We start from the raw sequence: 21,277 nt of genomic DNA on the forward strand, positions 1-21,277 counted from the left end.
ATAATGTCGCTTCCTCAAGGAACCCGCGCGCATGGCAGCCACAGCCGAAATCACCTTTCGCACCAAGGGCCTGACCAAGGTCTACCGCACGGGTGCGCAGGATGTGCATGCCCTGCGCGGCGTGGATTTTCAGGCCACCCAAGGTGAGTTCATCGTCATCCTCGGCCCGTCCGGCTCTGGCAAATCGACCTTCCTCAACATCGTCGGCGGGCTGGACACCGCCACGGCGGGCGAGGCGTGGTTTCAAGATCACCAGTTGACCGCGCTGGGCGAGAAGGGCCTGACGCAATACCGCCGCGATCATGTCGGCTTCGTCTTTCAGTTCTACAACCTGGTCCCCAGCCTGACCGCGCGGGAAAACGTGGCGCTGGTCACCGAAATCGCCCGCCGCCCGATGCAACCGGACGAGGCCCTTGCCCTTGTCGGTCTCTCGGATCGGCGCGACCATTTTCCCGCGCAGCTTTCCGGCGGCGAACAGCAGCGCGTCGCCATCGCCCGCGCCATCGCCAAGAACCCCGAGGTGCTTTTGTGCGACGAACCTACGGGCGCCTTGGATAGCGCCACCGGCATCCGGGTGCTGGAGGCGCTGACCCAGGTCAATCAGGCCATAGGTGCCACCACCCTTGTCATCACCCACAACGCCGCGATCCGCGAAATCGCGGACCGCGTGGTCCGCTTTGCCGATGGTCGCATCGTCGAGGAAACCGTCAACGCCACCCGCAAAGCCCCGGCGGAAGTGTCATGGTGATCTCGCCCCTGCGCCGCAAGACCCTGCGCGATCTGCGAAGGCTTTGGGCGCAGGTCATCGCCATCGCGCTGGTGCTGGCGGCGGGGGTGGCGACGCTGATCCTTGGCACCGGGGCCTATGCCTCGCTGGACGAGACGCGGGCGCGCTACTATGAAACCTACCGCTTTGCCGATGTCTTCGCCGACATGACCCGCGCCCCCGGCGCGCTGATCGCCGATATCCGCGCCATTGATGGCGTGCTGGCCGCCGAGGCGCGGATCGTCAAGCTGGGCCTTCTGGACATGCCCGGCATGGTGGAGCCGGGGACGATGCTGTTCGTCTCGTTGCCCGATGGGGGTGATGGCGGGCTGAATCGGCTTCACCTGCGCCAAGGCCGCTTGCCCGACCCGCAATCCTTGCGCGAAGTGGTGGTCTCCGAAGGCTTTGCCGCCGCACACCGTCTGCGCCCCGGCACGGCTTTCGCCGTCGTGATGAACGGGCAACGGCGTGACCTTCTGGTCACCGGCATCGCGCTGTCGCCCGAATTCATCTACGCGCTTGGCCCCGGAGAGATGATGCCCGATCCGCGCCGTTTCGGCATTGCATGGCTGCCGGGGGCCAGCCTTGCGGCGGCTTACGATCTTGAGGGCGCGTTTTCCAATGTGGTCCTGAAGCTGGTCCCCGGTGCGTCAGCCGACCGGGTGATCGAGACGCTGGACCGGCTGACAGCACCCTATGGCGGGGTCGGTGCCACCCCGCGCGCCGATCAGACCTCGCACGCCTTTCTGGACGCCGAATTGAAACAGCTCAGCGCGATGGTCAGGGTTCTGCCGCCGATCTTCCTTCTGGTCGCGGCCATGCTGGTCAACATGACCCTGTCGCGCCTGATCACACTGGAACGCGAACAGATCGGGCTTTTGAAGGCCGTCGGTTATTCCGCGCGGGCGGTGGCGCAGCATTATGTCGAATTCGTGCTGGCAATTGCGGCCCTTGGCATCGCCATCGGCTTTGTCGCCGGGGCGTGGCTTGGAGCCGGGATGGCCCAGCTTTACGCCAAGTTCTTTTCCTTCCCTTTCCTTGTGTTCATGCGCGACCCGCAGACCTATGCCATTGCCACGATCATAACCACTGCTGCGGCTGTCGGCGGGGCGCTTCTGGCAGTGCGCCGGGTGCTGGCATTGCCCCCGGCGGTGGCGATGTCGCCGCCCGCCCCGACAGATTACCGGTCCCGGCTGGCGGGTGTCTGGCGGCGGCTGTCGCTGCCGCAAACGGCGGTGATGACCGCACGGCACCTGCTGCGCTGGCCCCTGCGCACCCTGTCGGGCATCCTTGGCGTGGCGATGTCGGTGGCGATCCTTGTGGCCTCGCTCTGGTCCTTCGGGTCGATCGACCACATGATCGACGTGACCTTCTTTCGCGGCGAACGGCAGGATGCGATGGTGGTCTTCGCCGGCCCCGAACCCGCGCGCGCGCTTTATTCGGCACGCCAGTTGCCGGGGGTTCTGGCGGCCGAACCGTTCCGCGCGGTGTCCGCGCGCCTCAGCCACCGCAACCTGTCGCGCAAACTGTCGATAATGGGCAAGCCCGCAACCCCGCGCCTGTCGCGCGTGCTGTCACCCGACCTTGCGCCCATGGCCATGCCCGAGGCCGGGCTGATCCTGTCCGAAGCCCTGGCTGACGCGCTGGCCGTCCGCCCCGGCGACCGGGTGACGGTGGATTTCCTTGAAGGCAATCGCCGCAGCCTCAGCCTGCCGGTCAGCGGGGTGTCGCTTGGCTATGTCGGCCTTGGTGCCGCGATGGAGATTTCTGCGCTCAACCGCGCGATGGGCGAGGGCGCGTTGATTTCGGGCGTCAACCTGATGCTGGATGACGGGGCCGAGGCTGATTTCTATGCCGCCGCCACCACCACACCGAAAACCGGGTTTGTTGCCGTCATGTCGCTTACGCTGCAACGCTTCAAGGAAACGCTGGCCGAAAACATCACCATCATGATCACCGTCTATGTCGGGCTCGCCTCGATCATCGCCGTCGGCGTGGTCTACAATTTCGCCCGTATCGCGCTGTCGGAACAGGGGCGGGAACTGGCCAGCCTGCGGGTGCTGGGCTTCACGCGGGCCGAGGTGTCGGGCATCCTCTTTTCCGAACTGGCCGCTGTCGTCCTTCTGGCGCAGCCGCTGGGCTGGCTGATCGGCTACGGCATCGCGCTTGGCATGGTCACCGCCTTTTCCTCCGACCTTTACCGCGTGCCGTTCGTGATCGGGCGCGAGGTCTATGCCACCGCCAGTCTGGCCGTGATTGCCGCTGCACTTGCTTCGGCGCTTGCCATCCGCGGGCGGATCAACGGTCTGGATCTGATCGAAGTCCTGAAGACAAGGGAATGACCCCATGCGCCGCCTGATACCCATCCTTGCCGCCGCAGCCCTTACCGGGCTTGTGATCTGGGCCTTCCTGCCGCAACCGGTCCCGGTCGAGGTGGCCACCATAGCCCCCCGCACGATCGAGGTCGCGGTCGAGGAAGAAGGCATCGCCCGCATCCGCGAGGTCTTTACCATCTCGGCCACGATCGGGGGCAAATTGCAGCGCATCGGCCTGCATGCCGGTGACCGGGTAGAGGCCGGGAAAACGGTGGTGGCGGTGATCGGACCTGCCGCCCCGGCGCTTCTGGACGCAAGGGCGCGGGCCGTGGCGCAGGCAACGGTCTCGGCGGCGCAATCGGCGGTCGATCTGGCCAAGGCACAGGTCGCACAAGCCGAGGCCGCGCTGGAGTTCATGACATCCGAGGCGGAACGATCTCGGCGTCTTTTCGAAAGCGCGACCATTTCCAAGCGCTTCTACGACAATGCCGTCCTTGAACAACGCACCGCACAGGCCGCCCATGACAGCGCTCGCGCCAACCTGTCGGTGCGCGAACGCGAGCTTGAAAGCGCCCGCGCGGTTCTGGACACCTCGGGTCCGAATGGTGCCGACACCTGCTGCGTCGAACTTGCCGCCCCTGTGTCTGGCCGGGTGCTGCGGGTGCTGACCGAGGATGAACAGGTCGTCCTGCCCGGCACCCCGATCCTTGAAATCGGCAATCCGGGCAATCTGGAAATCGCTGTCAACCTTCTGTCGCGCGATGCCGTCCGCGTGCAGGAAGGAGCCGAAGCCCGCGTCACCGGCTGGGGCGGGCCGGACCTCCTGGCCGAGGTCGAAAGGATCGAGCCTTCCGCCAGAACCCGCGTCTCGGCCTTGGGGATCGATGAACAGCGGGTCGAGGTGATCCTGCGCCTGACCGGCGATCCCGCTGACTGGCAGGCGCTGGGCCACGGCTTTCGCGTCATCGCCCACATCGCGGTCTGGCAGGGCGAGGATGTGCTGTCGATCCCGGTCGGGGCGCTCTTTCGGGACGGGTCCGACTGGGCGACCTTTGTGGTCACCGACGGCACCGCCCGGTTGCGGACCATCACCCTTGGCGAGCGCAACGGGGATTTTGCGCAAGTGCTGGGCGGATTGGGGCAGGGCGACGTGGTGATCCTGCACCCCAGCGACCGGGTGGCAAATGGGGGGGCGGTTGTCCCAGTATCAACCCCGCAATGATCCTGGCCCGCTGGCCCGGGGTGCCAGACGCTTAAAGCCCCAGCCGGTCCATCACCCAGACGCCCATCGCCTGCACCATGTCATCACGCCACGACAGCGGCCCGGGCCGGTAAAGCGCTGACCCCAGCGCCCGCTGCTGCTTTTCCAAGATCCCCATATCCTCGCGCGCGACGCGTTCCCAGCGGTCATAATAGGGGGCCGCGCGCCAGTCAAAATCGGCCAGTGGCAACCGGCTTTCGGGAAAACAGCCGCCCACCTCCAGCAGTGTGCGGTTTTCACTGACCGGGATGGTGTTCAGCCACCACAGACAATCCTGCGCGACGGCAAATTGCACCGTGGGCATGACCACCGTGAAATAGGTGCCTTGCCGCGCATTCTCATCCAGCCCCATGATCGGGTCGAACGGCGGCACCTCATCGGTCAGCGTGGCAATCGACCGGCCCGAGATCACCTGAATACAGATCCAGTTCCCTTGCGTCTGCGGCGACCGCGATTGCTGCGCCCCCACGGTGTTCTTGTGGACGATCCCGGTATGATAGGTCTCGACCGCGTTTTCGAGGATCAGTTTCCAGTTGCAGGCCACATCCAGCGTGATCCGCCAGGTGCAGCGCATGTCGCCCAGCTTGTGGCTGGCCATGCGGGCGGGGAAATCCCCCAGATGCTCCAGCAGCGTAGGCCCGTCCTTGGTGAAACGCGCAAAGACAAACCCCTCCCACTGGTCAAGATCCAGCGCCACCAACCCGTTCTCCACCTTGTCGAAGCCTTCGGCGTCCTTCATGTCCGGGCAGCCATAAAGGCGGCCGTCGTTCAGGTAGCTCCACGCGTGATAGGGGCAGGTGATTCGGCCGCCGACATTGCCCGACCCTTCCAGAAGGATCGACCCGCGATGCCGGCAGTAGTTGGCAAAGCAGCGCAATTGTCCGTCATTTCCCCGGATCAGCACGATGGGCCCGCCGGGGCTGTCAAAGGCGCGGAAGTCGCCGGGGTTCTGCAATTCTTCGGCCCGGGTCAGGAAGAACCAGTGCTTCAGGAACACCCGTTCGCGTTCCGCCGCAAAGATCGCCGGGTCGGTGTAAAACCCGGCAGGCATCGACCGCGCCCGGTTCAGGGGCTGGGTGGCGGCTTCAATCTCGGTGCGGTCAAGGCTCATTGGCGGCTCCCCTTCACAACCGGAGTTTGCGGCCGGACTACCAGACTGGCAAGCCCGACCAGCACCCGACCAGCGCCCGATCTGCAAATGACCGTGCAAAGTGCAGGGCAAGGGCGTAGGGTCCGCCGCGAGGCCCGTTCGGGGCCGTCAACCAAGGGGAACCCGGCCATGGCCAAGGGCATGAACAAGCGCAAGGAAGTGAAGAAGCCAAAGAAAGAGACCGCGAAACCCGCCGTCTCTGTGGCTTCGACCAATGCAAGGGTGACAATCTCGTCCGGCAAACCGAAGGACTGAACGACAGCGGCCAAGCGGCATCAGCCAAGGGTCAGCGGACGGGCTTCAGCAGTTGGGCGTTCCCGGCTGGCCGTCAGGCCTTTCGCGCTGCGGCCAGCACCAGAAGACCCCCGGCGATGGCCCAGTTCTTTACAAAAATCGACATTTGCCAGCCGTCCGCCGGCAAAAAGTGAAAAATACTTGTGATAATGCAATAAACTGCTGCAATCAGGGCCGCCGCGCGCACAGTCGGTGGCCAGATCAGCCCGGCCGCCAGCGCGGCGTTCAGGGCCAATGCTGGCCAGACCAGCCAGACCGGCGCACCAGCCCCCGCCAGCAGGCCTTGCGCCGCTTCCGGGGCAAGGGCCTTCTGAAGCGCCCCCGCCGCAAACAGCGCCGCAAGCAGGATGCGGCCAACCATGTCCATCTGCATCTCCCTTTGCCCGCAACGACGCGGGCGCGCGCCGGAAGCTGCAGATCAGAACACTTCCTTCACCGCCTCCATCGCGACATAGGTCGACGTTGATGCGACATGCGGCAAGGCCGAGATGACTTCGCCCAGCACCCGGCGATAGGACTGGATGTCAGCAGTACGCACCTTCAGCAGATAGTCGAAGCTGGAGGCCATCATGTGACACTGTTCAACCTCTGGTACTGAAAGCACCGCGCGGTTGAAGGCGCTCAGCGCGGCTTCGCGGGTGTCCGACAACCGGACTTCCACAAAGGCAACATGTGCCTGACCCATGCGAATCGGGTCAAGGATCGCGCGATAGCCGGTGATGAACCGCAACTCCTCCAGCCGTTTCATCCGCGCTTGCGTCGGCGATTTGGACAGCCCGATGCGGCGGGCCAGTTCCACAGCCGAAATTCGGCCATCGGTTTGCAGGATCCGCAGGATCGCCAGATCGAAACGGTCCAGGTCGGCACGGTCGACTGACATGCGCTTTCTCCCGAAATTCCATTCATTCGCCTGCATATCAGGAAACTTTCAGGAAAACAGCCTGTCATTTTGGGTATATGCTGGGCGGAAAGTCAGAGGTGCTTGATGTCCACAGATTCCATTGCCGCCTGGTCCGTGATCGAAACCGCCGCGCTTGCCGATGAGACGGGCCTTGTCCGTCGTCTGACGGCCGAAGCGGCGCTTGATACCGCCGCCCGGGCCAAGATCACCGCCGCCGGGGCCGATCTTGTGACCCGCATCCGCGCCAGTGCCAAACCGGGGATGATGGAAGTATTCCTTGCGGAATACGGTCTGTCCACCGATGAAGGCATCGCGCTCATGTGTCTGGCCGAGGCGCTTTTGCGCGTGCCGGACGCCGAGACGATGGACGCGCTGATCGAAGACAAGATCGCCCCCTCCGACTGGGGCCGCCATCTGGGCAAATCCGCCTCAAGCCTGGTGAACGCCTCGACCTGGGCCCTGATGCTGACCGGCAAGGTTCTGGACGACCATGAGGGCGGCATCACCCGCCACCTCCGTGCCGCCGTCAAACGTCTGGGCGAACCGGTGATCCGCACCGCCGTGTCCCGCGCGATGAAGGAAATGGGTCGCAACTTCGTCCTGGGTGAAACCATCGACAAGGCGATGGACCGCGCGCAGGAACTGGAAGCCAAAGGCTACACCTACAGTTACGACATGCTGGGCGAGGCCGCGCGCACCGAAGCCGACGCCCGACGCTATCACCTCAGCTATTCCCGCGCGATCACCGCCATCGCCCGCGCCGCCAAGGGCAACGATATCCGCACCAATCCCGGCATCTCGGTCAAACTCTCGGCGCTGCACCCGCGCTATGAGGTCGCCAAGCGCGAAAGGGTGATGGAGGAACTGGTCCCCCGCGTCCGCGCCCTTGCCTCACTGGCGAAGGCGGCGGGTCTTGGCTTCAACATCGACGCCGAGGAAGCCGACCGCCTTGCCCTTTCCCTTGAAGTGATCGAGGCCACGCTTTCGGACCCCGCACTCAAAGGCTGGGACGGGTTTGGCGTCGTCGTGCAGGCCTATGGCCGCAGGGCAGGGGCGGTGATCGACTGGCTGCACGCCCTTGCCACAAGGCTTGACCGCAAGATCATGATCCGCCTTGTCAAAGGCGCCTATTGGGACGCCGAGGTAAAGCGCGCACAGGTTCTGGGCCTGACCTCGTTCCCGGTCTTCACCCGCAAGCAATCGACCGATGTCAGCTACATCGCCAACGCCCGCAAGCTGCTGTCTTTGACCGACCGGATCTACCCCCAATTCGCCACCCACAACGCCCATACCGTCGCCGCCATCCTGCATCTGGCCGAAGAGATCGGTGTCACGCCGCTGGATTACGAATTCCAGCGCCTGCACGGCATGGGTGAGCGGCTGCATGACCTCGTGTTGACCGACCAATCCACCCGCTGCCGGATCTACGCCCCCGTCGGCGCGCATCGTGACCTTCTGGCCTATCTCGTCCGCCGCCTGCTGGAGAACGGCGCGAATTCCAGCTTCGTCAACCAGATCGTCGATGAGGACGTTACCCCTGTGCAAGTGGCCGCCTGCCCGCTGACGGCGGTGGACGGCCTGACTGCCATCCCCAGCCCGGCGCTTGCCACCGGCCCCACCCTCTTTGCCCCGCGCAAGAACGCAAAAGGCTGGGATCTGACCGACACCGCCGATCTTGCCGCGATCGAGGCCGCCCGCGCGCCCCATGCCGACAGCCAGACCGACGTCGCCCCCCGCATTGCCGGGCGTGCTGTCGGAGGTCCGCGCCTTGCGGTCCTGAACCCTGCCACCGGCGCGCTGGTCGGCCATGTGCTGACTGCCGGGCATCCCGACGTCGACACCGCGCTGCGGCTGGCCGAGCCGTGGTCTGCCGCCGCGCCGGAACGTGCCGAAGTTCTCAACCGCGCCGCTGACCGGCTGGAGGCCGATTTCGGCCGCATCTTTGCCCTTCTGGCGCGTGAGGCAGGCAAGACCCTAGCCGACGCCATCGCCGAACTGCGCGAGGCGGTGGATTTCCTGCGCTACTACGCCGCCGGGGCGACCGGCCTGCAAAACCCTGCCCGGGGTGTCTTTGCCTGCATCAGCCCCTGGAATTTCCCGCTCGCCATCTTCTGCGGCCAGATTGGTGCCGCACTCGCCGCCGGGAACGCGGTCCTTGCCAAACCCGCCGAGCAGACCCCGCTGATCGCGACCCTCGCTGTTGACCATCTGCACGCCGCCGGCGTCCCCGCCACTGCCCTGCAACTTCTGCCGGGCAATGGCAGCATCGGTGCCGCCCTGACCCGCGACCCACGCGTCAATGGCGTGGCCTTCACCGGATCGACCGCCACCGCCCAAGCCATCCGCCGCGCCATGGCCGACCATATGGACCCGACCGCCCCGCTGATCGCCGAAACTGGCGGCCTTAACGCGATGCTGGTGGATTCGACCGCCCTGCCGGAACAGGCGGTGCGCGATATCCTCGCCTCGGCCTTCCAGTCGGCGGGCCAGCGCTGTTCGGCGCTCCGCTGCCTTTATGTTCAGGAAGACGTGGCCGCCACCGTTACCGAAATGCTGTTCGGCGCGATGGACGACCTTTCCCTTGGCGACCCGTGGCACCTTGCCACCGACGTAGGCCCGGTGATCGACGCCGAAGCCCAGGCCGGTATCCGCGCCTATGTCGATGCCGCCCGCAGCGATGGCCGCGTGTTGAAGGAACTTGCCGCCCCGACCGGGGGGACGTTCATCGCGCCCACCGTTCTGTCGGTCCGGGGTATTCAGGACATGCCGCGCGAAATCTTTGGCCCGGTCCTGCACATCGCCACCTTCAAGGCGAGCGAGATCGACGCGGTCATCGCCACAATCAACGCCACCGGCTATGGGCTGACCTTTGGCCTTCATTCGCGCATCGATGACCGGGTGCAGCGCATTGTCGAAGGGCTGCACGTCGGAAACACCTACGTCAACCGAAACCAGATTGGCGCTGTGGTTGGAAGCCAACCCTTTGGCGGTGAAGGGCTTTCCGGCACAGGCCCAAAGGCCGGCGGCCCGCATTACCTGACCCGCTTCACCGCAGCCAGCCTGCCCGCCGCGACGCCCGATGACGCGACCTCCACTTCCAAGGACATCGCCCGCGCCCTGACCGCGCCATGGCCTGTGCTGGCGGCGGTCACGCATGACCTTCCCGGCCCGACCGGCGAATCCAACCGCCTGACGCTGACCCCGCGCGCCCCGCTTCTGTGCCTTGGTCCGGGCCGGGCGGCGGCACTGGAACAGGCCGAACGGGTGCGCAAACTAGGCGGCCATGCCGTCGAGGCCCCGGGGCTTGATCCGCAAGCGCTGACCACATTGGCTGGATTTTCAGGTGCGCTGTGGTGGGGGGATGCAGACCCGGGCCGCGCCTATGCCAAGGCGCTTGCCGAACGCCCCGGTCCGATCCTGCCCCTGATCGGCGCGCCGGATCTGGGCCACGCCAGCCTTGAGCGGCACCTTTGCATCGATACCACCGCCTCGGGTGGCAACGCGCAACTGTTGGCCGCTGTGGCCGACGCTTGACGGCCCCTCGCGGATCGGAAACCCTGTAGCCGATGTTTCCGATCCGCGATCACAACCCTTCGGGCAAGGCGCCCTATGTCACGATCGTCCTGATCGCGATCAACATCATGGTTTTCCTTGGCTATTTTCTGGGGAAGAACGACTACCAGCTTCAGTTCTTCTTCTTTGAATGGGGCCTTGTTCCTGCCCGCATCATGGCCGGTGGCGGGTATGAGACCTTCGTGACCTCGATGTTCTTGCATGGAGGCTGGATGCATCTGGCCGGCAACATGTTGTTTCTCTGGATCTACGGCGACAATCTGGAGGAAGAGTTCGGCCACTTCCGCTTCCTGCTGTTCTACCTTGCCGCCGGGCTGGCTGCGGCTGGACTGCAAACCTTTGCCGACCTTGGCTCAGACATCCCGATGGTCGGGGCATCAGGCGCGATTGCCGGGGTGATGGGGGGGTATCTCTTGCTGTTTCCGCGCGCGAAGGTCGATGTCCTGGTGATCATCGTCATCTTCATCCGCATCTTCGCAATTCCGGCGTGGATCGTGCTTGGGCTGTGGTTCGCGATCCAGATATTCTCTGGCCTCTCCACGCCCGGCGATGCCGGGGGCGTTGCCTATTGGGCGCATGCGGGAGGGTTCATCGCCGGACTGGTGCTGACGCTGCCGGTCTGGCTGAAACGTGGGGCGGTAGGGTTCTGGCAGGCCACCAAAGGCCATCCGCCGCATCCCGAAACGCATTTTGCGGCCGCCCGCTCCAACGTGCCGCTGATCCCTCGCCGCAAGAACTAGCGGACCACGAGGAGTCGATCCTGACCCCGATCAGCCCCGGATCACGCCGGAAAACGCGTCGAACAACCCGTCGTTCCCGGCAATCAGCGCGCCATCCAGCGGGTCACTGCCCTTGCGCAGGCCTTCGACCAGCCCGCCAGCTTCCTTGACCAGCAGGATGCCCGCCGCCACGTCCCATGCGGAAAGCTCACGCTCCCAATAACCGTCGAACCGGCCAGCCGCCACATAGGCAAGGTCAAGTGCCGCCGCCCCCCAGCGCCGAACCCCTGCGCAGCCCGGCATCAGGCGCGCCAGATCCTGCAAGGTCGCGGGCAGGGTGGATTTCGCCCCGAACGGCACGCCGGTGGCAAACACCGCCTCATGCATCGCGCGGCGGCCCGACACCCGCAGGCGGCGGTTGTCGTTCAGCCAGCAGCCTGCGCCCTTTTCCGCCCAGAACATCTCGTCCTTGGCCGGGTCATAGACCACGGCTGACACGATCTCGCCCTTGTGTTCCAGCGCGATCGACACCGCCCAATGCGGCATCCCGTGCAGAAAGTTCGTGGTCCCGTCCAACGGATCCACAAGCCAGCGCCGGGTCGGGTCTGCCCCTGCCGTAGCCCCGGTTTCCTCGCCCAGCCAGCCATAGGTCGGCCGCCCGCCCAGCAGTTCCTCCTTGATCAGCCGTTCGGCCTCACGGTCGGCGCGGCTGACGAAATCTCCCGGCCCCTTGGTCGAGACCTGAAGGTTCTCCACCTCGCGGAAGTCCTTGACCAGCGAACGACCGGCCTTGCGCGCGGCCTTGATCATCAGGTTTAGGTTGGCCGAGCCTTGCATCAATCCGCTCCCAAGCGTGCCGCCCGCCATGGGGCGCAGTTCAAGCCCGGCTCTATAGGGGGTCGCGCGCGGGAAAGAAAGAGGCGCGGGGCTACTGGACGATCTCGACCCGCATGTTTGCCATTCCCTCGGCCTTCACCATCTGGAACAGGATCGCGGCATTGTCGGGATGCAGCCGCACGCAGCCGTTTGACGCAGGCCGCCCCAGCCCCTTGATCTGGTCGGTGCCATGGATCGCGTAATGACCGTCATAAAAGATCGCAAACGGCATCGGCGCGTTGTTGTAGCGCCTTGACCGGTGGTGGCGTGACAGAAACTCGGGCGCATAAACTCCTGTGGGCGTAATCTTTCCCGACTTGGCCGTCGACACCTCCCATGTGAACAGATGCCGCCCTTCGTGGTAGACTTTCATCGTCTGGGTCGAGATCGAGACGCGGGCGACCACCCGGTCGGCCAGCGCCGCTCCCGGCACCACCAGCGCCGCCCCCAAAGCCAACGCAGCGAAATACCTGCGCATGCACACCTCCGAATTCAGTGTTCAATCCTGTCAGGATTTCAGCAACCGCGCGCGAGTCAACGAAAATCTGCTGAGCTGGGGTCATGTCATAGCCAAGCAGACCATTTTGGGCGGCGCATCGGTGACCCTGGTCCGGCATATCTGGAAGGCTATACAATGGCCGCACACTGGACCTGCGCAGACCGAAACGGGGTTTCGCATCCCCGGCGCTTGCCAACGGACCCGCGTGCCTTCACCCTTGCCGGCAAGGAAGGAAAGCTCATGGCCACCGAAAGCGCAGGCGTCGATCTCCCCGCCATTGTGACTCTGCTTGGGGCCGCCGTGGTGGCTGTGCCTTTGTTCAAGCGGGCCGGGCTTGGCTCTGTCCTTGGCTACCTTGCCGCCGGTCTGGCGATCGGGCCGTTCGGGGCGGGCCTCTTTTCCGATCCGATGGCGATCCTGCATGTGGCCGAACTTGGCGTCGTGATGTTTCTCTTCATCATCGGGCTGGAAATGCAGCCTTCGCGCCTGTGGTCGATGCGGCGCGATATCTTTGGCCTTGGTCTGGCGCAGGTGCTTCTGTCGATGGGCCTCCTGTCGCTGGTCGGCCTTGCGCTTGGCTACCCGTTTGCGCCCGCGCTGGTGGCTGGCACCGGCTTTGTGCTGACTTCTACCGCCATCGTCATGCAGATGCTTGAAGAACGGGGCGATATCTCCGCACCAAAGGGGCAGCGGATCGTCTCTATCCTGCTCCTGGAAGACCTTGCGATTGTCCCGCTTCTGGCGATGGTCGCCTTTCTTGCCCCGGGCGGAGAGGCCGTCACCCTTGCCGACCGGGCTACTGGCATTGCGGTCGGCCTTGGCGCCATCGCCGCGCTGATCCTTGCCGGGCGCTATCTTCTGAACCCGGTCTTTGCGCTGCTTGCTGCGGCGCAAGCGCGTGAGGTGATGACCGCCGCCGCGCTTCTGATCGTGCTGGGTGCCGCGCTCTGGATGCAGGTCGGCGGGCTTTCCGCTGCGATGGGGGCGTTTCTGGCAGGGGTGCTTTTGTCCACCTCCTCCTACCGCCACCAGCTTGAGGCGGATGTGGAACCGTTTCGCGGCCTTCTTCTTGGCCTGTTCTTCCTTGCCGTGGGCATGGCGCTGGACCTGTCGGTCGTTGCCCGCAACTGGCAGCTGATCCTGATTTCCGTCGTGGCCCTTACCGTGCTGAAGATGCTTGCCATTTACGCCGTCGCCCGCGCCTTCAAGGCCTCGCACCGCGAGGCGGTGGAACGCCTTGTGCTGATGGCGCAAGGGGGTGAGTTTGCCTTTGTCCTTTACGCCGCAGCGCTTTCGGTCGGCCTGATCAACGCGGAAGAAAACGCCACCCTGACCGCGATCATCATCCTGTCGATGGTCATGACGCCGCTTTTCATCATCCTGCATGACCGGTTGATGCCAAAGCCTGCGGTTTCAGCCGATGGTTTTCCCGCGCCGGAAGATGATGGCGCGGCGGTCCTTCTGATCGGCTTTGGCCGTTTCGGTCAGGTCGTCACCCAGCCGCTTTTGCAGATGGGCCACCGCCTGACGATCATCGACACCGACCCCACCGCGATCACCACCGCGCGCGACTTTGGCTTCAAGGTCTATTTCGGTGATGGCACGCGGCTGGATATCTTGCATGCCGCCGGGGCCACGCATGCCCGCGCCGTGGTCATCGCCATCGACAACCCCGGTGCCGCGACCCGCATCGCCCAACTGCTGCATGAGGAATGTCCCCTGATACCAGTCTTCGCCCGCAGCTTTGATCGCCGCCACTCCATCGAATTGATCAAGGCAGGCGTCGATGCCCCGGTGCGCGAGACATTTGAATCGGCCCTGTCGATGGGCGCGCATCTTCTCCGCCATCTTGGGGCAGAGGAGGAACGCGTCGTGGCGACCGTAGCGGAAGTGCGCCTCCGAGACGCCGACCGCTTCGCGCTGCAACTGGCTGGAGATATCTACGCCGGCCGCAACCTGATGCTGGGCAATGCCGGAATGGCGGTGGAAAACTCGGGCTAGATTGTCAGCCAAGGCACCCGAAGGGCGCCTGCACCGAAAGCCGGGCGCTTCGCTCCCCCCGTCGTTGGGGAGGGAAAGGGTGGGACGGGGCCACCGGAAAGCCGACTCGTCGACAAAGGTTAACCGTGGCTTTTCCCGCCGGGCGTAGAGACGGAAGGAAGACGCAGGAAAGACCGGTAAAAGACGTGAGAAAGCTGACAAAATCCACCGATTACCCCAGCGACCGCAGGGACTTAGCCGCCCCGCTGCAATTTCACCGGCTCGCTGCGCGCCAGCCGCAGAAAATGCGCCATATAGGCCTTCCCCGCATCCTCGACCCTTGTCGCCGCGTACATCCGCTTCAACACCGGTTCCGGACCCAAGGGCCGCGTCACATAGTCCGCATTCGACCTCACTTCCCGCATCACCCAGTCCGGCAAAACCGCCACGCCCCGGTTTGATCCAACCAGCATCAGGATCACCGCCGTGAGTTCCGCCGTGCGCTGCGCGCGGGGTTCCACCTTCGCAGGTGTCAGGATTTCGGTAAAGATATCAAGCTTGTCGCGGCTTACCGGGTAGGTGATCAGCACCTGATCGCGGAAGTCTTCCGCCGTGATGAATGGCTGTTCGGCCAGCGGATTCTGCGACGAGGCCACGAATGTCGGATGGTAATCAAACAGCGGATTGAACAGGATTCCCGGTGGCGGTTCCCGGTCGGAACTGATCACCAGATCCACATCCTCGCGGTTAAGTGCCGCCAAAGCCTCGAACGCGAGGCCCGCGCGGATGTCCACGTCAATCTCGGGCCAGGCATGGCGGAACATCTCCAGCACCGGGAACAGCCAGTCAAAGCAGGCATGACACTCAATCGCGATGTGCAAACGCCCGGTTCTTCCCGCCCGAAGCGCCCGAAACTCCTCCTCCATCGCGTCTATCTCTGGCAGGATACGTTCGGCCGCACGCAACATCCTGTGTCCGGCGGCTGACAACCGCATCGGCTTGGACCGCCGCACGAACAGTTCCATCCCGGCCTGATCTTCCAGCCCCTTGACCTGATGGCTCAGCGCCGACTGGGTCATGTTCAGCACTTCAGCCGCCCGCGCCAGCCCCCCGGCCTGCTGAATCGCGCGGATGGTGCGCAGGTGGCGCAGCTCGACATACATGAATGAACCTCATGAAGAACGTGAAAACTATGAATTGGTCTCACATAGGGGAATCTGAAACAAGAGGGGCAATGAAGGAGACCACCATGACCACACCCCGCATCAGCTTTGAATTCTTCCCGCCGCAATCGCTGGATGGCTCATTCCGGCTGTGGGAAACGGTGCAGGCGCTCGCCCCGATGAAACCTTCATTTGTTTCCGTGACTTACGGCGCGGGTGGCACGACCCGCACCCTGACGCACGAGGCGGTTTCGACCATCCACCGCAACTACGGCCTGCCTGTTGCCGCGCATCTGACTTGCGTTGACGCTACCCAGACCGAAACGCTGTCCATCGCCGAAGCCTATGCCGCCGCTGGCGTAACCGAAATCGTCGCCCTGCGCGGCGATGCCCCGAAAGGCGCGCAGCGGTTTGTGCCGCATCCACTGGGGTTTGCAAATTCGGTCGAACTGGTTGAAAAGCTGGCGAAAACCGGCAAGTTCAAGATCCGCGTCGGCGCCTATCCCGAACCGCACCCCGATGCGGCCGACAGCTCCGCCGATGTGACATGGCTGAAGCGCAAGATCGACGCGGGCGCATCATCGGCCATCACCCAGTTCTTCTTCAACGCTGACACCTTCTTTCGCTTCCGCGATGCCTGCGCAAAAGCCGGGATCACCGCGCCGATCATCCCCGGCATCCTGCCGATTACCAGCTGGGAGGGGGCCAGGAAGTTTGCCCACCGCTGCGGCACGCAGGTTCCGGCCAAGCTGGATGAGGCCTTTACCACCGCCGCCCGCGATGGCCGCGAAGAGCTTCTGGCCCTGACCCATTGCACCGCGCTTTGCGACCGCCTGATCGAGGGCGGGGTTGAAGATCTGCACTTTTACACCCTGAACCGCCCGCATCTGACGCGAGAGGTGGTGCGCGCCCTTGGGATCACGCCAGAGGTTGTTCTGGAAAAGGTCGCCTGAATTCAGACGCTTGTCGTCAACGTCGTCTCCCTGGGCGGCCTTCCGAACTGTCCCCAGCAGGCTCGGAAGGCCGCCATTTTTCCTGATGCTTGCCCCCCCGCCCACATCAGCTAATGTCTGAGGGCGCATTTGCAGGACCGGCACAGGACCATCATGACCAGGCTCGTCACCCTTCTGAACGGCCCCAACCTCAACTTGCTTGGCCTGCGCCAGCCAGAAATCTATGGGCGAGAGACGCTCGAGGATGTGGCCGCCAAGACCGCCGATCTGGCGGAAGACCTTGGCCTGCGCCTGCGCGCGCTGCAATCGAACCACGAGGGTCAGCTGGTTGACTGGATCCACGAGGCGCGCGGCTCCTCGGCCGGGATCATCATCAATCCGGGGGCCTATTCCCATACCTCGATCGCAATTCTCGATGCGCTGAACGCCTATGACGGCCCGGTGCTGGAGGTGCATATCTCCAACATCCACAAGCGCGAATCGTTCCGGCACCACTCCTATGTGTCGGCCCGCGCTGATGGGGTGATCGCGGGGTTCGGCACCGAAGGCTACCTGTTGGCGCTGCGGCGGATGGCGACGCTTCTGAACGCATGACCGAAAGGTTTCGCTGGCATCCCCAAGCACGGCTGTTTGGCGGGGCCGGGTCTGAGGTTTGCGCGCAGCCGCCCCTTGGCCCGGTCCTGGCCGACGGGGCAGAGGGTCTGGCGCAAGCCATTGGTTTGACGGCCTTTCGCCTTGGGGCCATGGATCAGCCCGCGCCCGCGCCGACCGATACCCCGGTCTTTGAAACGCTGACCTCCGGCTCCACCGGCCAGCCACGCCGGATCTTGCGGTCGCAAGGCTCTTGGGTGGCCAGTTTCACCGTGAACGCGGCTTTCGGCATCGGCCCGGGGGCGCGGGTTGCGGTGCTGGGGCGGCTGGTCCATTCGCTGTCGCTTTACGGCGCGGTCGAGGGTCTGCATCTGGGGGCAGAGGTGCATCTGCTGGACAGTCTGCGCCCCGACAGGCAGCGCAAGGCCTTGGCGGACAAGGGGATCACGCATCTTTACGCCACGCCCGCCCAGTTGCGTCTGCTGGCTCAGGGGCAGGGGCCTTGCCCCGATCTGCGGCTGGTGCTGGTGGGCGGCTCGAAGCTGGACCCGGCCTTGCGCGCGGCGGTGCGCGCCATGGCCCCCGGCGCACGCTTGCGTGAATTCTACGGTGCCGCCGAGGCAAGTTTCATCACCCTTGCCGATGAGGCGACGCCGGAAGGGTCGGTCGGGCGGCCGTATCCGGGGGTCAAGGTTCTGGTCGATCCGGGCGGTGAAATCTGGGTGAACAGCCCCTATCTTTTCATCGGCTACGTTGGCAGCGCGGGGTCAGGCCGCTGGCGAGATGGTTGGCTTTCCGTGGGCGAGATCGGGCGGATGGAGGGCGGATTTCTGTATCTTCATGGCCGCGCGGGGCGGATGGTGACGGTGGCCGATCAAAACGTCTTTCCCGAAGAAATCGAGGCCTTCATGCAAGCGCTGCCCGGTATCACCCGCGCCGCTGTCCTGCCAGTGCGGGACGGGTTGCGTGGCACTGTGCTGGTCGCGATGGTGCAGGGCAATCGGGCCACCGAGGCCGATATCCTGACCGCCCTGCGCCGCCAGCTTGGGGCGCTGAAGGCGCCCAAGACTTTGATCTGGCTTCAGGACTGGCCAAGCCTGCCCTCTGGCAAGACTGACCTTCGGGCGCTGGAGGTGCAGTTGCAATGGCCCATCTGATTGCCGCCCGCAGAACGGCTGTGGTGCCGCGTGGCGGGGCGTTCGCGCGGCTGTCGATCGAGGCTCTGGCCGCGCCTGTCCTGCTGGCCTGTCTGGCGGATGCCGGGATCGGCGCGGACCGGGTAGATGAGGTGATCTTGTCCAACGCGCTTGGCGCTGGGGGCAATCCGGCGCGGCGAGTCGCGTTGGCGGCGGGGCTGCCCGAACATGTGGCGGGGCTGACCTTGGACCGGCAATGCGCGGGGGGGCTGGATGCGATCTTGCTGGCCCGGGCGCTGGTGGACAGCGGCGCTGCGGATGTGGTGTTGGCGGGGGGTGTCGAAAGCTATTCTCGCCGTCCCTTGCGGTTGGCGACTGATCCTGATGGCGGGGCGCCCATGGCCTATGACCAGTCCCCCTTCACCCCATGGCCAGACCGCGATCCCGGCATGGCTGACGCCGCCGAGGCGCTGGCGCAGCGCTTGGGGATCAGCCGGGACAGGCAAGAGGCATGGGCGGCAGAAAGCCATGCCAAGGCATTGAAAGCAGACCACTCCGCCGAGATTGTCGCTGTGGCCGACGTCACGCGTGACGCCTTTGCGCGCCGCCTGACCCCGGGCCTTCTGGCCCGCGCGCCGGTCGTGTCGGGCAGCGTCACGGCGGCCACAGCGGCGGTTGCGGCAGATGCGGCGGCGGTGTGTCTTGTGGTGTCAGACCGGGTGGCAAAAGGGCGGGGGCTGGCAATCCTTGGCGGGGCAACGGTCGGTGCCAACCCCGTAGAGCCGGGCCTTGCGCCGCTGGCGGCCATCGCGCGGGTCTGGGACCGCACACCCCTGACCATGGTCGAGGTGATGGAGGCCTATGCCGTGCAGGCCATCGCGGTGGTCGAAGGCGCAGCGATAGACCCCGCGCTGGTCAACTCCGGTGGCGGGGCCTTGGCGCGTGGCCATCCCATCGGTGCCTCGGGCGCGATTCTGGCGGTGCGGTTGTTTCACGGCCTGCAACAGGGGCGGGGGCTTGCCACCATCGCCTCTGCCGGGGGGATCGGGACGGCGCTTTGGGTCGAAGCCTCAGGCCCGTGACAAAAGCGAGGCGGGGCGCATCCGGGCAAGGCTTTGGGTGATCAGCCCGGCCAGCACCGCTTTCAACACGTCGCCCGGCAGGAAGGCCATGCCAAGGAAGGCGGCTTCGGACAGCGTCTTGTCCAGCGTGATCGCCATACCGGCAATCCCGAAGACGTAAAGCACCCCGATCCCGCCGATGACGGATGCGGCGCCAGCGGCAATGCCGGGGGCAAGTGTCGTCCGCTCCATCACCCAGCCCGCCACGAAAGCGGCGATGGGAAAGCCGACAAGGAAGCCGACCGAAGGCCCGGCAAAGACGCCAAGGCCACCGCGCCCGCCTGACAGAAGGGGCAGGCCGGCGGCAACAAGGGCAAGAAACAGCAAAACCGCCAAAGCCCCGCGTCTGGCACCAAGCACGGTGCCGCACAGCATGATGCCCAGCGATTGCGCGGTGATCGGCACGCCAGCGGCAAGGTCGATCCGCGGGATCAGGCCAAGCACCGCGATCAGGGCCGCGAAAAGGGCGATGTGGGTCAGGTTGCGTTCCATGGGATCCCCCGTTTGCTCGCGCCGTTTAACCAGCCCCGCCCCGGGCGCGCAAGGCTTCGGCGGCGCGGTCGGCATCGTCAAGGGCGGCAAGGGTGGCTGGCACCAGCACACGCCAGCGCGGACGGCGGCGGGACCGGGCGGACCATGCCTCGGAAATCTGGGTCAGCCGGTCCAGCATCACCGGGATGAAGCGGATCACCAGTGCCATGGCAAGCGCAAGGCGGCGGGGCGACAGTCCAATCGGACGCAGCGGGCGGGCAAGGGTCTGGAACACCGCGATCATGTCGGAAAGCCGGGTGGTCATGGTGACAAGGTTGGCCAGCGCCACGGCGGTCAGCAGGCGCAACAGGATGGCCGCGCCGCCGAAGATGTCGGCAGTCCACAGATGCCAAAGGCCGACAATCACTACAAAGGGCCAAAGCGGGCGCAACAGGCGCAGTCCGGTGGTCGCAAATCGCGCGCCGCCCGTGGCGAAAAGTACCGCCGTAGCCGTGGCGGCGGCGGCAAGTGGCAGGGGGGACTTCAGCGCAAAAAGCCCCATCGTCGCCAGCGCAAGTGCTGCCAGCTTCAGCCCGGCAGGTAGCCGATGCGCCCAGATCTCAACCGGTGAGGTCAGCGTCAGCATCCTGCTCTCCGATCCGGGCCATCTCGGCAATGAAGGCGGGAAGCACCCTGTCGGGCGGCCCGTCGGCGGCGATCCGGCCAGCTTCCAGCCACAGCACCCGGTCAGCCGTGGCAAGGGTGGCGGGGTCATGGGTGATGGTGATCAGCCGCTGCGGCAGGGCGGCAAAGCGGCGGGCAAGGCGGGTCTGGGTCGGCAGGTCCAGCCCGGCAAGGGGTTCGTCCAGCAGGATCGTCCGGGGGTGCATCAGCAGCACGGCCAGAAGGCACAGATAGTGCCGCTGACCTTGGGACAGGGTCGAGACCGGGGCCTTGGCCCAATGCGCACGGCCTTCAGCCGCAAGGACGGCCCCGGCGCGGGCCAGCGCTTGCGGTTGGGCCAAGCCCTGCTGGGCCAGACCAAAGGCCAGCTCTTCCTCGACCGTTGGGAACAGGATCTGGTGGTCGGGGTTCTGAAACAGGATGCCGATGGCGCCAAGGGCGGCCTTGCGGTCACTGTGGGGATCAAAGCCGTCAAGGCGGACCTGTCCGCTGTCAGGCGCGATCAGCCCGGCCAGAAGGCGCAAAAGGGTGGTCTTGCCAGACCCGTTGCGGCCAAGGATGCCGATCCGGCCCTCGGTCAGGACAAGAGACAACCCATCAAGCACCAGGCGCCCGCCAAGCCGAACACTGGCAGAAGAAAGAGTGATGCCGGGCGAAAGGTCGGGCATGGCTGGCCTTGTGCAGATTGGCCGCCCTTCTAGCCTCTGCATCCCCGGCAGGGAAGGGGTCCGCCGGAAAAGGAAATGCTGCCGCAGCGCCCGCTCCCAGCCTAGGGTCAGGACCCATTGAACTTGCGCTTGCGGCATGATTCAGGCTCCGCAAGG

20 protein-coding genes are annotated in these 21,277 nt (G+C 65.1%); 11 read left to right on the plus strand and 9 right to left on the minus strand.

Going from position 1 to position 21,277, the window contains the following annotated elements; genetic code table 11:
• Window positions 1-31 precede the first annotated feature (31 nt).
• The 3 genes from QUV21_RS13325 to QUV21_RS13335 are packed head-to-tail and all read left to right on the plus strand — an operon-like array spanning window position 32 to window position 4,303.
• A complete protein-coding gene (locus tag QUV21_RS13325) occupies window positions 32-748 on the plus strand; it encodes an ABC transporter ATP-binding protein (protein ID WP_300855600.1) in 717 nt (238 codons plus the stop codon).
• A complete protein-coding gene (locus QUV21_RS13330; protein WP_300855601.1) occupies window positions 742-3,108 on the plus strand; it encodes an FtsX-like permease family protein in 2,367 nt (788 codons plus the stop codon). Before QUV21_RS13325 ends, QUV21_RS13330 begins: the two co-directional genes overlap by 7 nt.
• Before the next feature lie 4 nt (window positions 3,109-3,112).
• Window positions 3,113-4,303 (plus strand): efflux RND transporter periplasmic adaptor subunit, encoded by a 1,191-nt coding sequence (locus tag QUV21_RS13335; RefSeq protein ID WP_300855602.1) that lies wholly within the window; start codon window positions 3,113-3,115, stop codon window positions 4,301-4,303.
• A gap of 31 nt (window positions 4,304-4,334) precedes the next feature.
• On the opposite strand, the gene QUV21_RS13340 is transcribed toward QUV21_RS13335, so the two are convergent.
• Window positions 4,335-5,453, minus strand: a complete 1,119-nt coding sequence (locus QUV21_RS13340; RefSeq protein ID WP_300855603.1) for an aromatic ring-hydroxylating dioxygenase subunit alpha — start codon at window positions 5,451-5,453, stop codon at window positions 4,335-4,337.
• 168 nt (window positions 5,454-5,621) lie between these two features.
• On the opposite strand from QUV21_RS13340, the gene QUV21_RS13345 reads away from it, so the two are divergent.
• Window positions 5,622-5,747: a hypothetical protein gene (locus tag QUV21_RS13345; RefSeq protein ID WP_300855604.1), complete on the plus strand. Its 126-nt coding sequence runs from the start codon at window positions 5,622-5,624 to the stop codon at window positions 5,745-5,747.
• Window positions 5,748-5,820: 73 nt separating this feature from the next.
• Here the strand turns inward: QUV21_RS13345 and QUV21_RS13350 are convergent, their stop codons facing one another.
• Together QUV21_RS13350 and QUV21_RS13355 are read right to left on the minus strand one after the other, a co-directional pair.
• Window positions 5,821-6,153 carry a DoxX protein gene (locus QUV21_RS13350; protein WP_366908035.1) on the minus strand — a complete coding sequence of 111 codons (333 nt, stop codon included), beginning with the start codon at window positions 6,151-6,153 and terminating at the stop codon, window positions 5,821-5,823.
• A gap of 51 nt (window positions 6,154-6,204) precedes the next feature.
• The gene (locus QUV21_RS13355; RefSeq protein WP_300855606.1) at window positions 6,205-6,666 is read right to left on the minus strand and encodes an Lrp/AsnC ligand binding domain-containing protein; all 462 of its coding nucleotides are present in this window, start codon (window positions 6,664-6,666) and stop codon (window positions 6,205-6,207) included.
• Between the two features lie 105 nt (window positions 6,667-6,771).
• On the opposite strand from QUV21_RS13355, the gene putA reads away from it, so the two are divergent.
• Both putA and QUV21_RS13365 read left to right on the plus strand, forming a co-directional pair.
• Window positions 6,772-10,221, plus strand: coding sequence for a bifunctional proline dehydrogenase/L-glutamate gamma-semialdehyde dehydrogenase PutA (gene putA / locus QUV21_RS13360; RefSeq protein WP_300855608.1), 3,450 nt, complete (start codon window positions 6,772-6,774; stop codon window positions 10,219-10,221).
• Window positions 10,222-10,253: 32 nt separating this feature from the next.
• Complete coding sequence (locus QUV21_RS13365) at window positions 10,254-11,000, plus strand: rhomboid family intramembrane serine protease (RefSeq protein WP_300855610.1); 747 nt, start codon at window positions 10,254-10,256, stop codon at window positions 10,998-11,000.
• A gap of 30 nt (window positions 11,001-11,030) precedes the next feature.
• Here QUV21_RS13365 and QUV21_RS13370 read toward each other — a convergent pair whose 3' ends face one another.
• On the minus strand, window positions 11,031-11,816 hold the full coding sequence (locus QUV21_RS13370) for an inositol monophosphatase family protein (RefSeq protein ID WP_300855612.1): 786 nt from the start codon (window positions 11,814-11,816) through the stop codon (window positions 11,031-11,033).
• A gap of 91 nt (window positions 11,817-11,907) precedes the next feature.
• On the minus strand, window positions 11,908-12,333 hold the full coding sequence (locus QUV21_RS13375; protein ID WP_300855614.1) for a L,D-transpeptidase: 426 nt from the start codon (window positions 12,331-12,333) through the stop codon (window positions 11,908-11,910).
• A gap of 261 nt (window positions 12,334-12,594) precedes the next feature.
• On the opposite strand from QUV21_RS13375, the gene QUV21_RS13380 reads away from it, so the two are divergent.
• Window positions 12,595-14,355: a monovalent cation:proton antiporter-2 (CPA2) family protein gene (locus QUV21_RS13380; protein ID WP_300855615.1), complete on the plus strand. Its 1,761-nt coding sequence runs from the start codon at window positions 12,595-12,597 to the stop codon at window positions 14,353-14,355.
• Window positions 14,356-14,588: 233 nt separating this feature from the next.
• Here QUV21_RS13380 and QUV21_RS13385 read toward each other — a convergent pair whose 3' ends face one another.
• A complete protein-coding gene (locus QUV21_RS13385) occupies window positions 14,589-15,497 on the minus strand; it encodes a LysR family transcriptional regulator (protein ID WP_300855617.1) in 909 nt (302 codons plus the stop codon).
• 86 nt (window positions 15,498-15,583) lie between these two features.
• Between QUV21_RS13385 and metF the strand changes: the two genes are divergently transcribed.
• From metF to QUV21_RS13405, 4 genes are all read left to right on the plus strand, one after another.
• The gene (gene metF / locus QUV21_RS13390) at window positions 15,584-16,450 is read left to right on the plus strand and encodes a methylenetetrahydrofolate reductase [NAD(P)H] (protein WP_300855619.1); all 867 of its coding nucleotides are present in this window, start codon (window positions 15,584-15,586) and stop codon (window positions 16,448-16,450) included.
• A gap of 153 nt (window positions 16,451-16,603) precedes the next feature.
• The gene (gene aroQ / locus QUV21_RS13395; RefSeq protein WP_300855620.1) at window positions 16,604-17,044 is read left to right on the plus strand and encodes a type II 3-dehydroquinate dehydratase; all 441 of its coding nucleotides are present in this window, start codon (window positions 16,604-16,606) and stop codon (window positions 17,042-17,044) included.
• A complete protein-coding gene (locus tag QUV21_RS13400; RefSeq protein WP_300855621.1) occupies window positions 17,041-18,198 on the plus strand; it encodes an AMP-binding protein in 1,158 nt (385 codons plus the stop codon). Before aroQ ends, QUV21_RS13400 begins: the two co-directional genes overlap by 4 nt.
• A complete protein-coding gene (locus QUV21_RS13405; protein WP_300855622.1) occupies window positions 18,186-19,259 on the plus strand; it encodes a thiolase family protein in 1,074 nt (357 codons plus the stop codon). The genes QUV21_RS13400 and QUV21_RS13405 overlap by 13 nt, the downstream gene beginning before the upstream one ends.
• On the opposite strand, the gene QUV21_RS13410 is transcribed toward QUV21_RS13405, so the two are convergent.
• Genes QUV21_RS13410 through QUV21_RS13420 form a run of 3 tightly spaced genes read right to left on the minus strand, consistent with a single transcriptional unit; the run spans window position 19,248 to window position 21,121 of the window.
• Window positions 19,248-19,790: a biotin transporter BioY gene (locus QUV21_RS13410; RefSeq protein WP_300855623.1), complete on the minus strand. Its 543-nt coding sequence runs from the start codon at window positions 19,788-19,790 to the stop codon at window positions 19,248-19,250. The genes QUV21_RS13405 and QUV21_RS13410 overlap by 12 nt on opposite strands.
• Before the next feature lie 25 nt (window positions 19,791-19,815).
• Window positions 19,816-20,415 (minus strand): CbiQ family ECF transporter T component, encoded by a 600-nt coding sequence (locus tag QUV21_RS13415; RefSeq protein WP_300855624.1) that lies wholly within the window; start codon window positions 20,413-20,415, stop codon window positions 19,816-19,818.
• Window positions 20,390-21,121, minus strand: coding sequence for an ABC transporter ATP-binding protein (locus QUV21_RS13420; RefSeq protein WP_300855625.1), 732 nt, complete (start codon window positions 21,119-21,121; stop codon window positions 20,390-20,392). Before QUV21_RS13420 ends, QUV21_RS13415 begins: the two co-directional genes overlap by 26 nt.
• Between the last annotated feature and the right edge of the window lie 156 nt (window positions 21,122-21,277).

Source organism: Tabrizicola sp. (genome assembly GCF_030373185.1).
Lineage (GTDB): Bacteria > Pseudomonadota > Alphaproteobacteria > Rhodobacterales > Rhodobacteraceae > Tabrizicola.

Bases quoted from the DNA above. Each gene is read 5' to 3' on its own strand.
- QUV21_RS13325 (WP_300855600.1), top strand. From the start codon at position 32: ATGGCAGCCACAGCCGAAATCACCTTTCGCACCAAGGGCCTGACCAAG.
- QUV21_RS13330 (WP_300855601.1), top strand. From the start codon at position 742: ATGGTGATCTCGCCCCTGCGCCGCAAGACCCTGCGCGATCTGCGAAGG.
- QUV21_RS13335 (WP_300855602.1), top strand. From the start codon at position 3,113: ATGCGCCGCCTGATACCCATCCTTGCCGCCGCAGCCCTTACCGGGCTT.
- QUV21_RS13340 (WP_300855603.1), bottom strand. From the start codon at position 5,453: ATGAGCCTTGACCGCACCGAGATTGAAGCCGCCACCCAGCCCCTGAAC.
- QUV21_RS13345 (WP_300855604.1), top strand. From the start codon at position 5,622: ATGGCCAAGGGCATGAACAAGCGCAAGGAAGTGAAGAAGCCAAAGAAA.
- QUV21_RS13350 (WP_366908035.1), bottom strand. From the start codon at position 6,153: ATGGACATGGTTGGCCGCATCCTGCTTGCGGCGCTGTTTGCGGCGGGG.
- QUV21_RS13355 (WP_300855606.1), bottom strand. From the start codon at position 6,666: ATGTCAGTCGACCGTGCCGACCTGGACCGTTTCGATCTGGCGATCCTG.
- putA (WP_300855608.1), top strand. From the start codon at position 6,772: ATGTCCACAGATTCCATTGCCGCCTGGTCCGTGATCGAAACCGCCGCG.
- QUV21_RS13365 (WP_300855610.1), top strand. From the start codon at position 10,254: ATGTTTCCGATCCGCGATCACAACCCTTCGGGCAAGGCGCCCTATGTC.
- QUV21_RS13370 (WP_300855612.1), bottom strand. From the start codon at position 11,816: ATGCAAGGCTCGGCCAACCTAAACCTGATGATCAAGGCCGCGCGCAAG.
- QUV21_RS13375 (WP_300855614.1), bottom strand. From the start codon at position 12,333: ATGCGCAGGTATTTCGCTGCGTTGGCTTTGGGGGCGGCGCTGGTGGTG.
- QUV21_RS13380 (WP_300855615.1), top strand. From the start codon at position 12,595: ATGGCCACCGAAAGCGCAGGCGTCGATCTCCCCGCCATTGTGACTCTG.
- QUV21_RS13385 (WP_300855617.1), bottom strand. From the start codon at position 15,497: ATGTATGTCGAGCTGCGCCACCTGCGCACCATCCGCGCGATTCAGCAG.
- metF (WP_300855619.1), top strand. From the start codon at position 15,584: ATGACCACACCCCGCATCAGCTTTGAATTCTTCCCGCCGCAATCGCTG.
- aroQ (WP_300855620.1), top strand. From the start codon at position 16,604: ATGACCAGGCTCGTCACCCTTCTGAACGGCCCCAACCTCAACTTGCTT.
- QUV21_RS13400 (WP_300855621.1), top strand. From the start codon at position 17,041: ATGACCGAAAGGTTTCGCTGGCATCCCCAAGCACGGCTGTTTGGCGGG.
- QUV21_RS13405 (WP_300855622.1), top strand. From the start codon at position 18,186: ATGGCCCATCTGATTGCCGCCCGCAGAACGGCTGTGGTGCCGCGTGGC.
- QUV21_RS13410 (WP_300855623.1), bottom strand. From the start codon at position 19,790: ATGGAACGCAACCTGACCCACATCGCCCTTTTCGCGGCCCTGATCGCG.
- QUV21_RS13415 (WP_300855624.1), bottom strand. From the start codon at position 20,415: ATGCTGACGCTGACCTCACCGGTTGAGATCTGGGCGCATCGGCTACCT.
- QUV21_RS13420 (WP_300855625.1), bottom strand. From the start codon at position 21,121: ATGCCCGACCTTTCGCCCGGCATCACTCTTTCTTCTGCCAGTGTTCGG.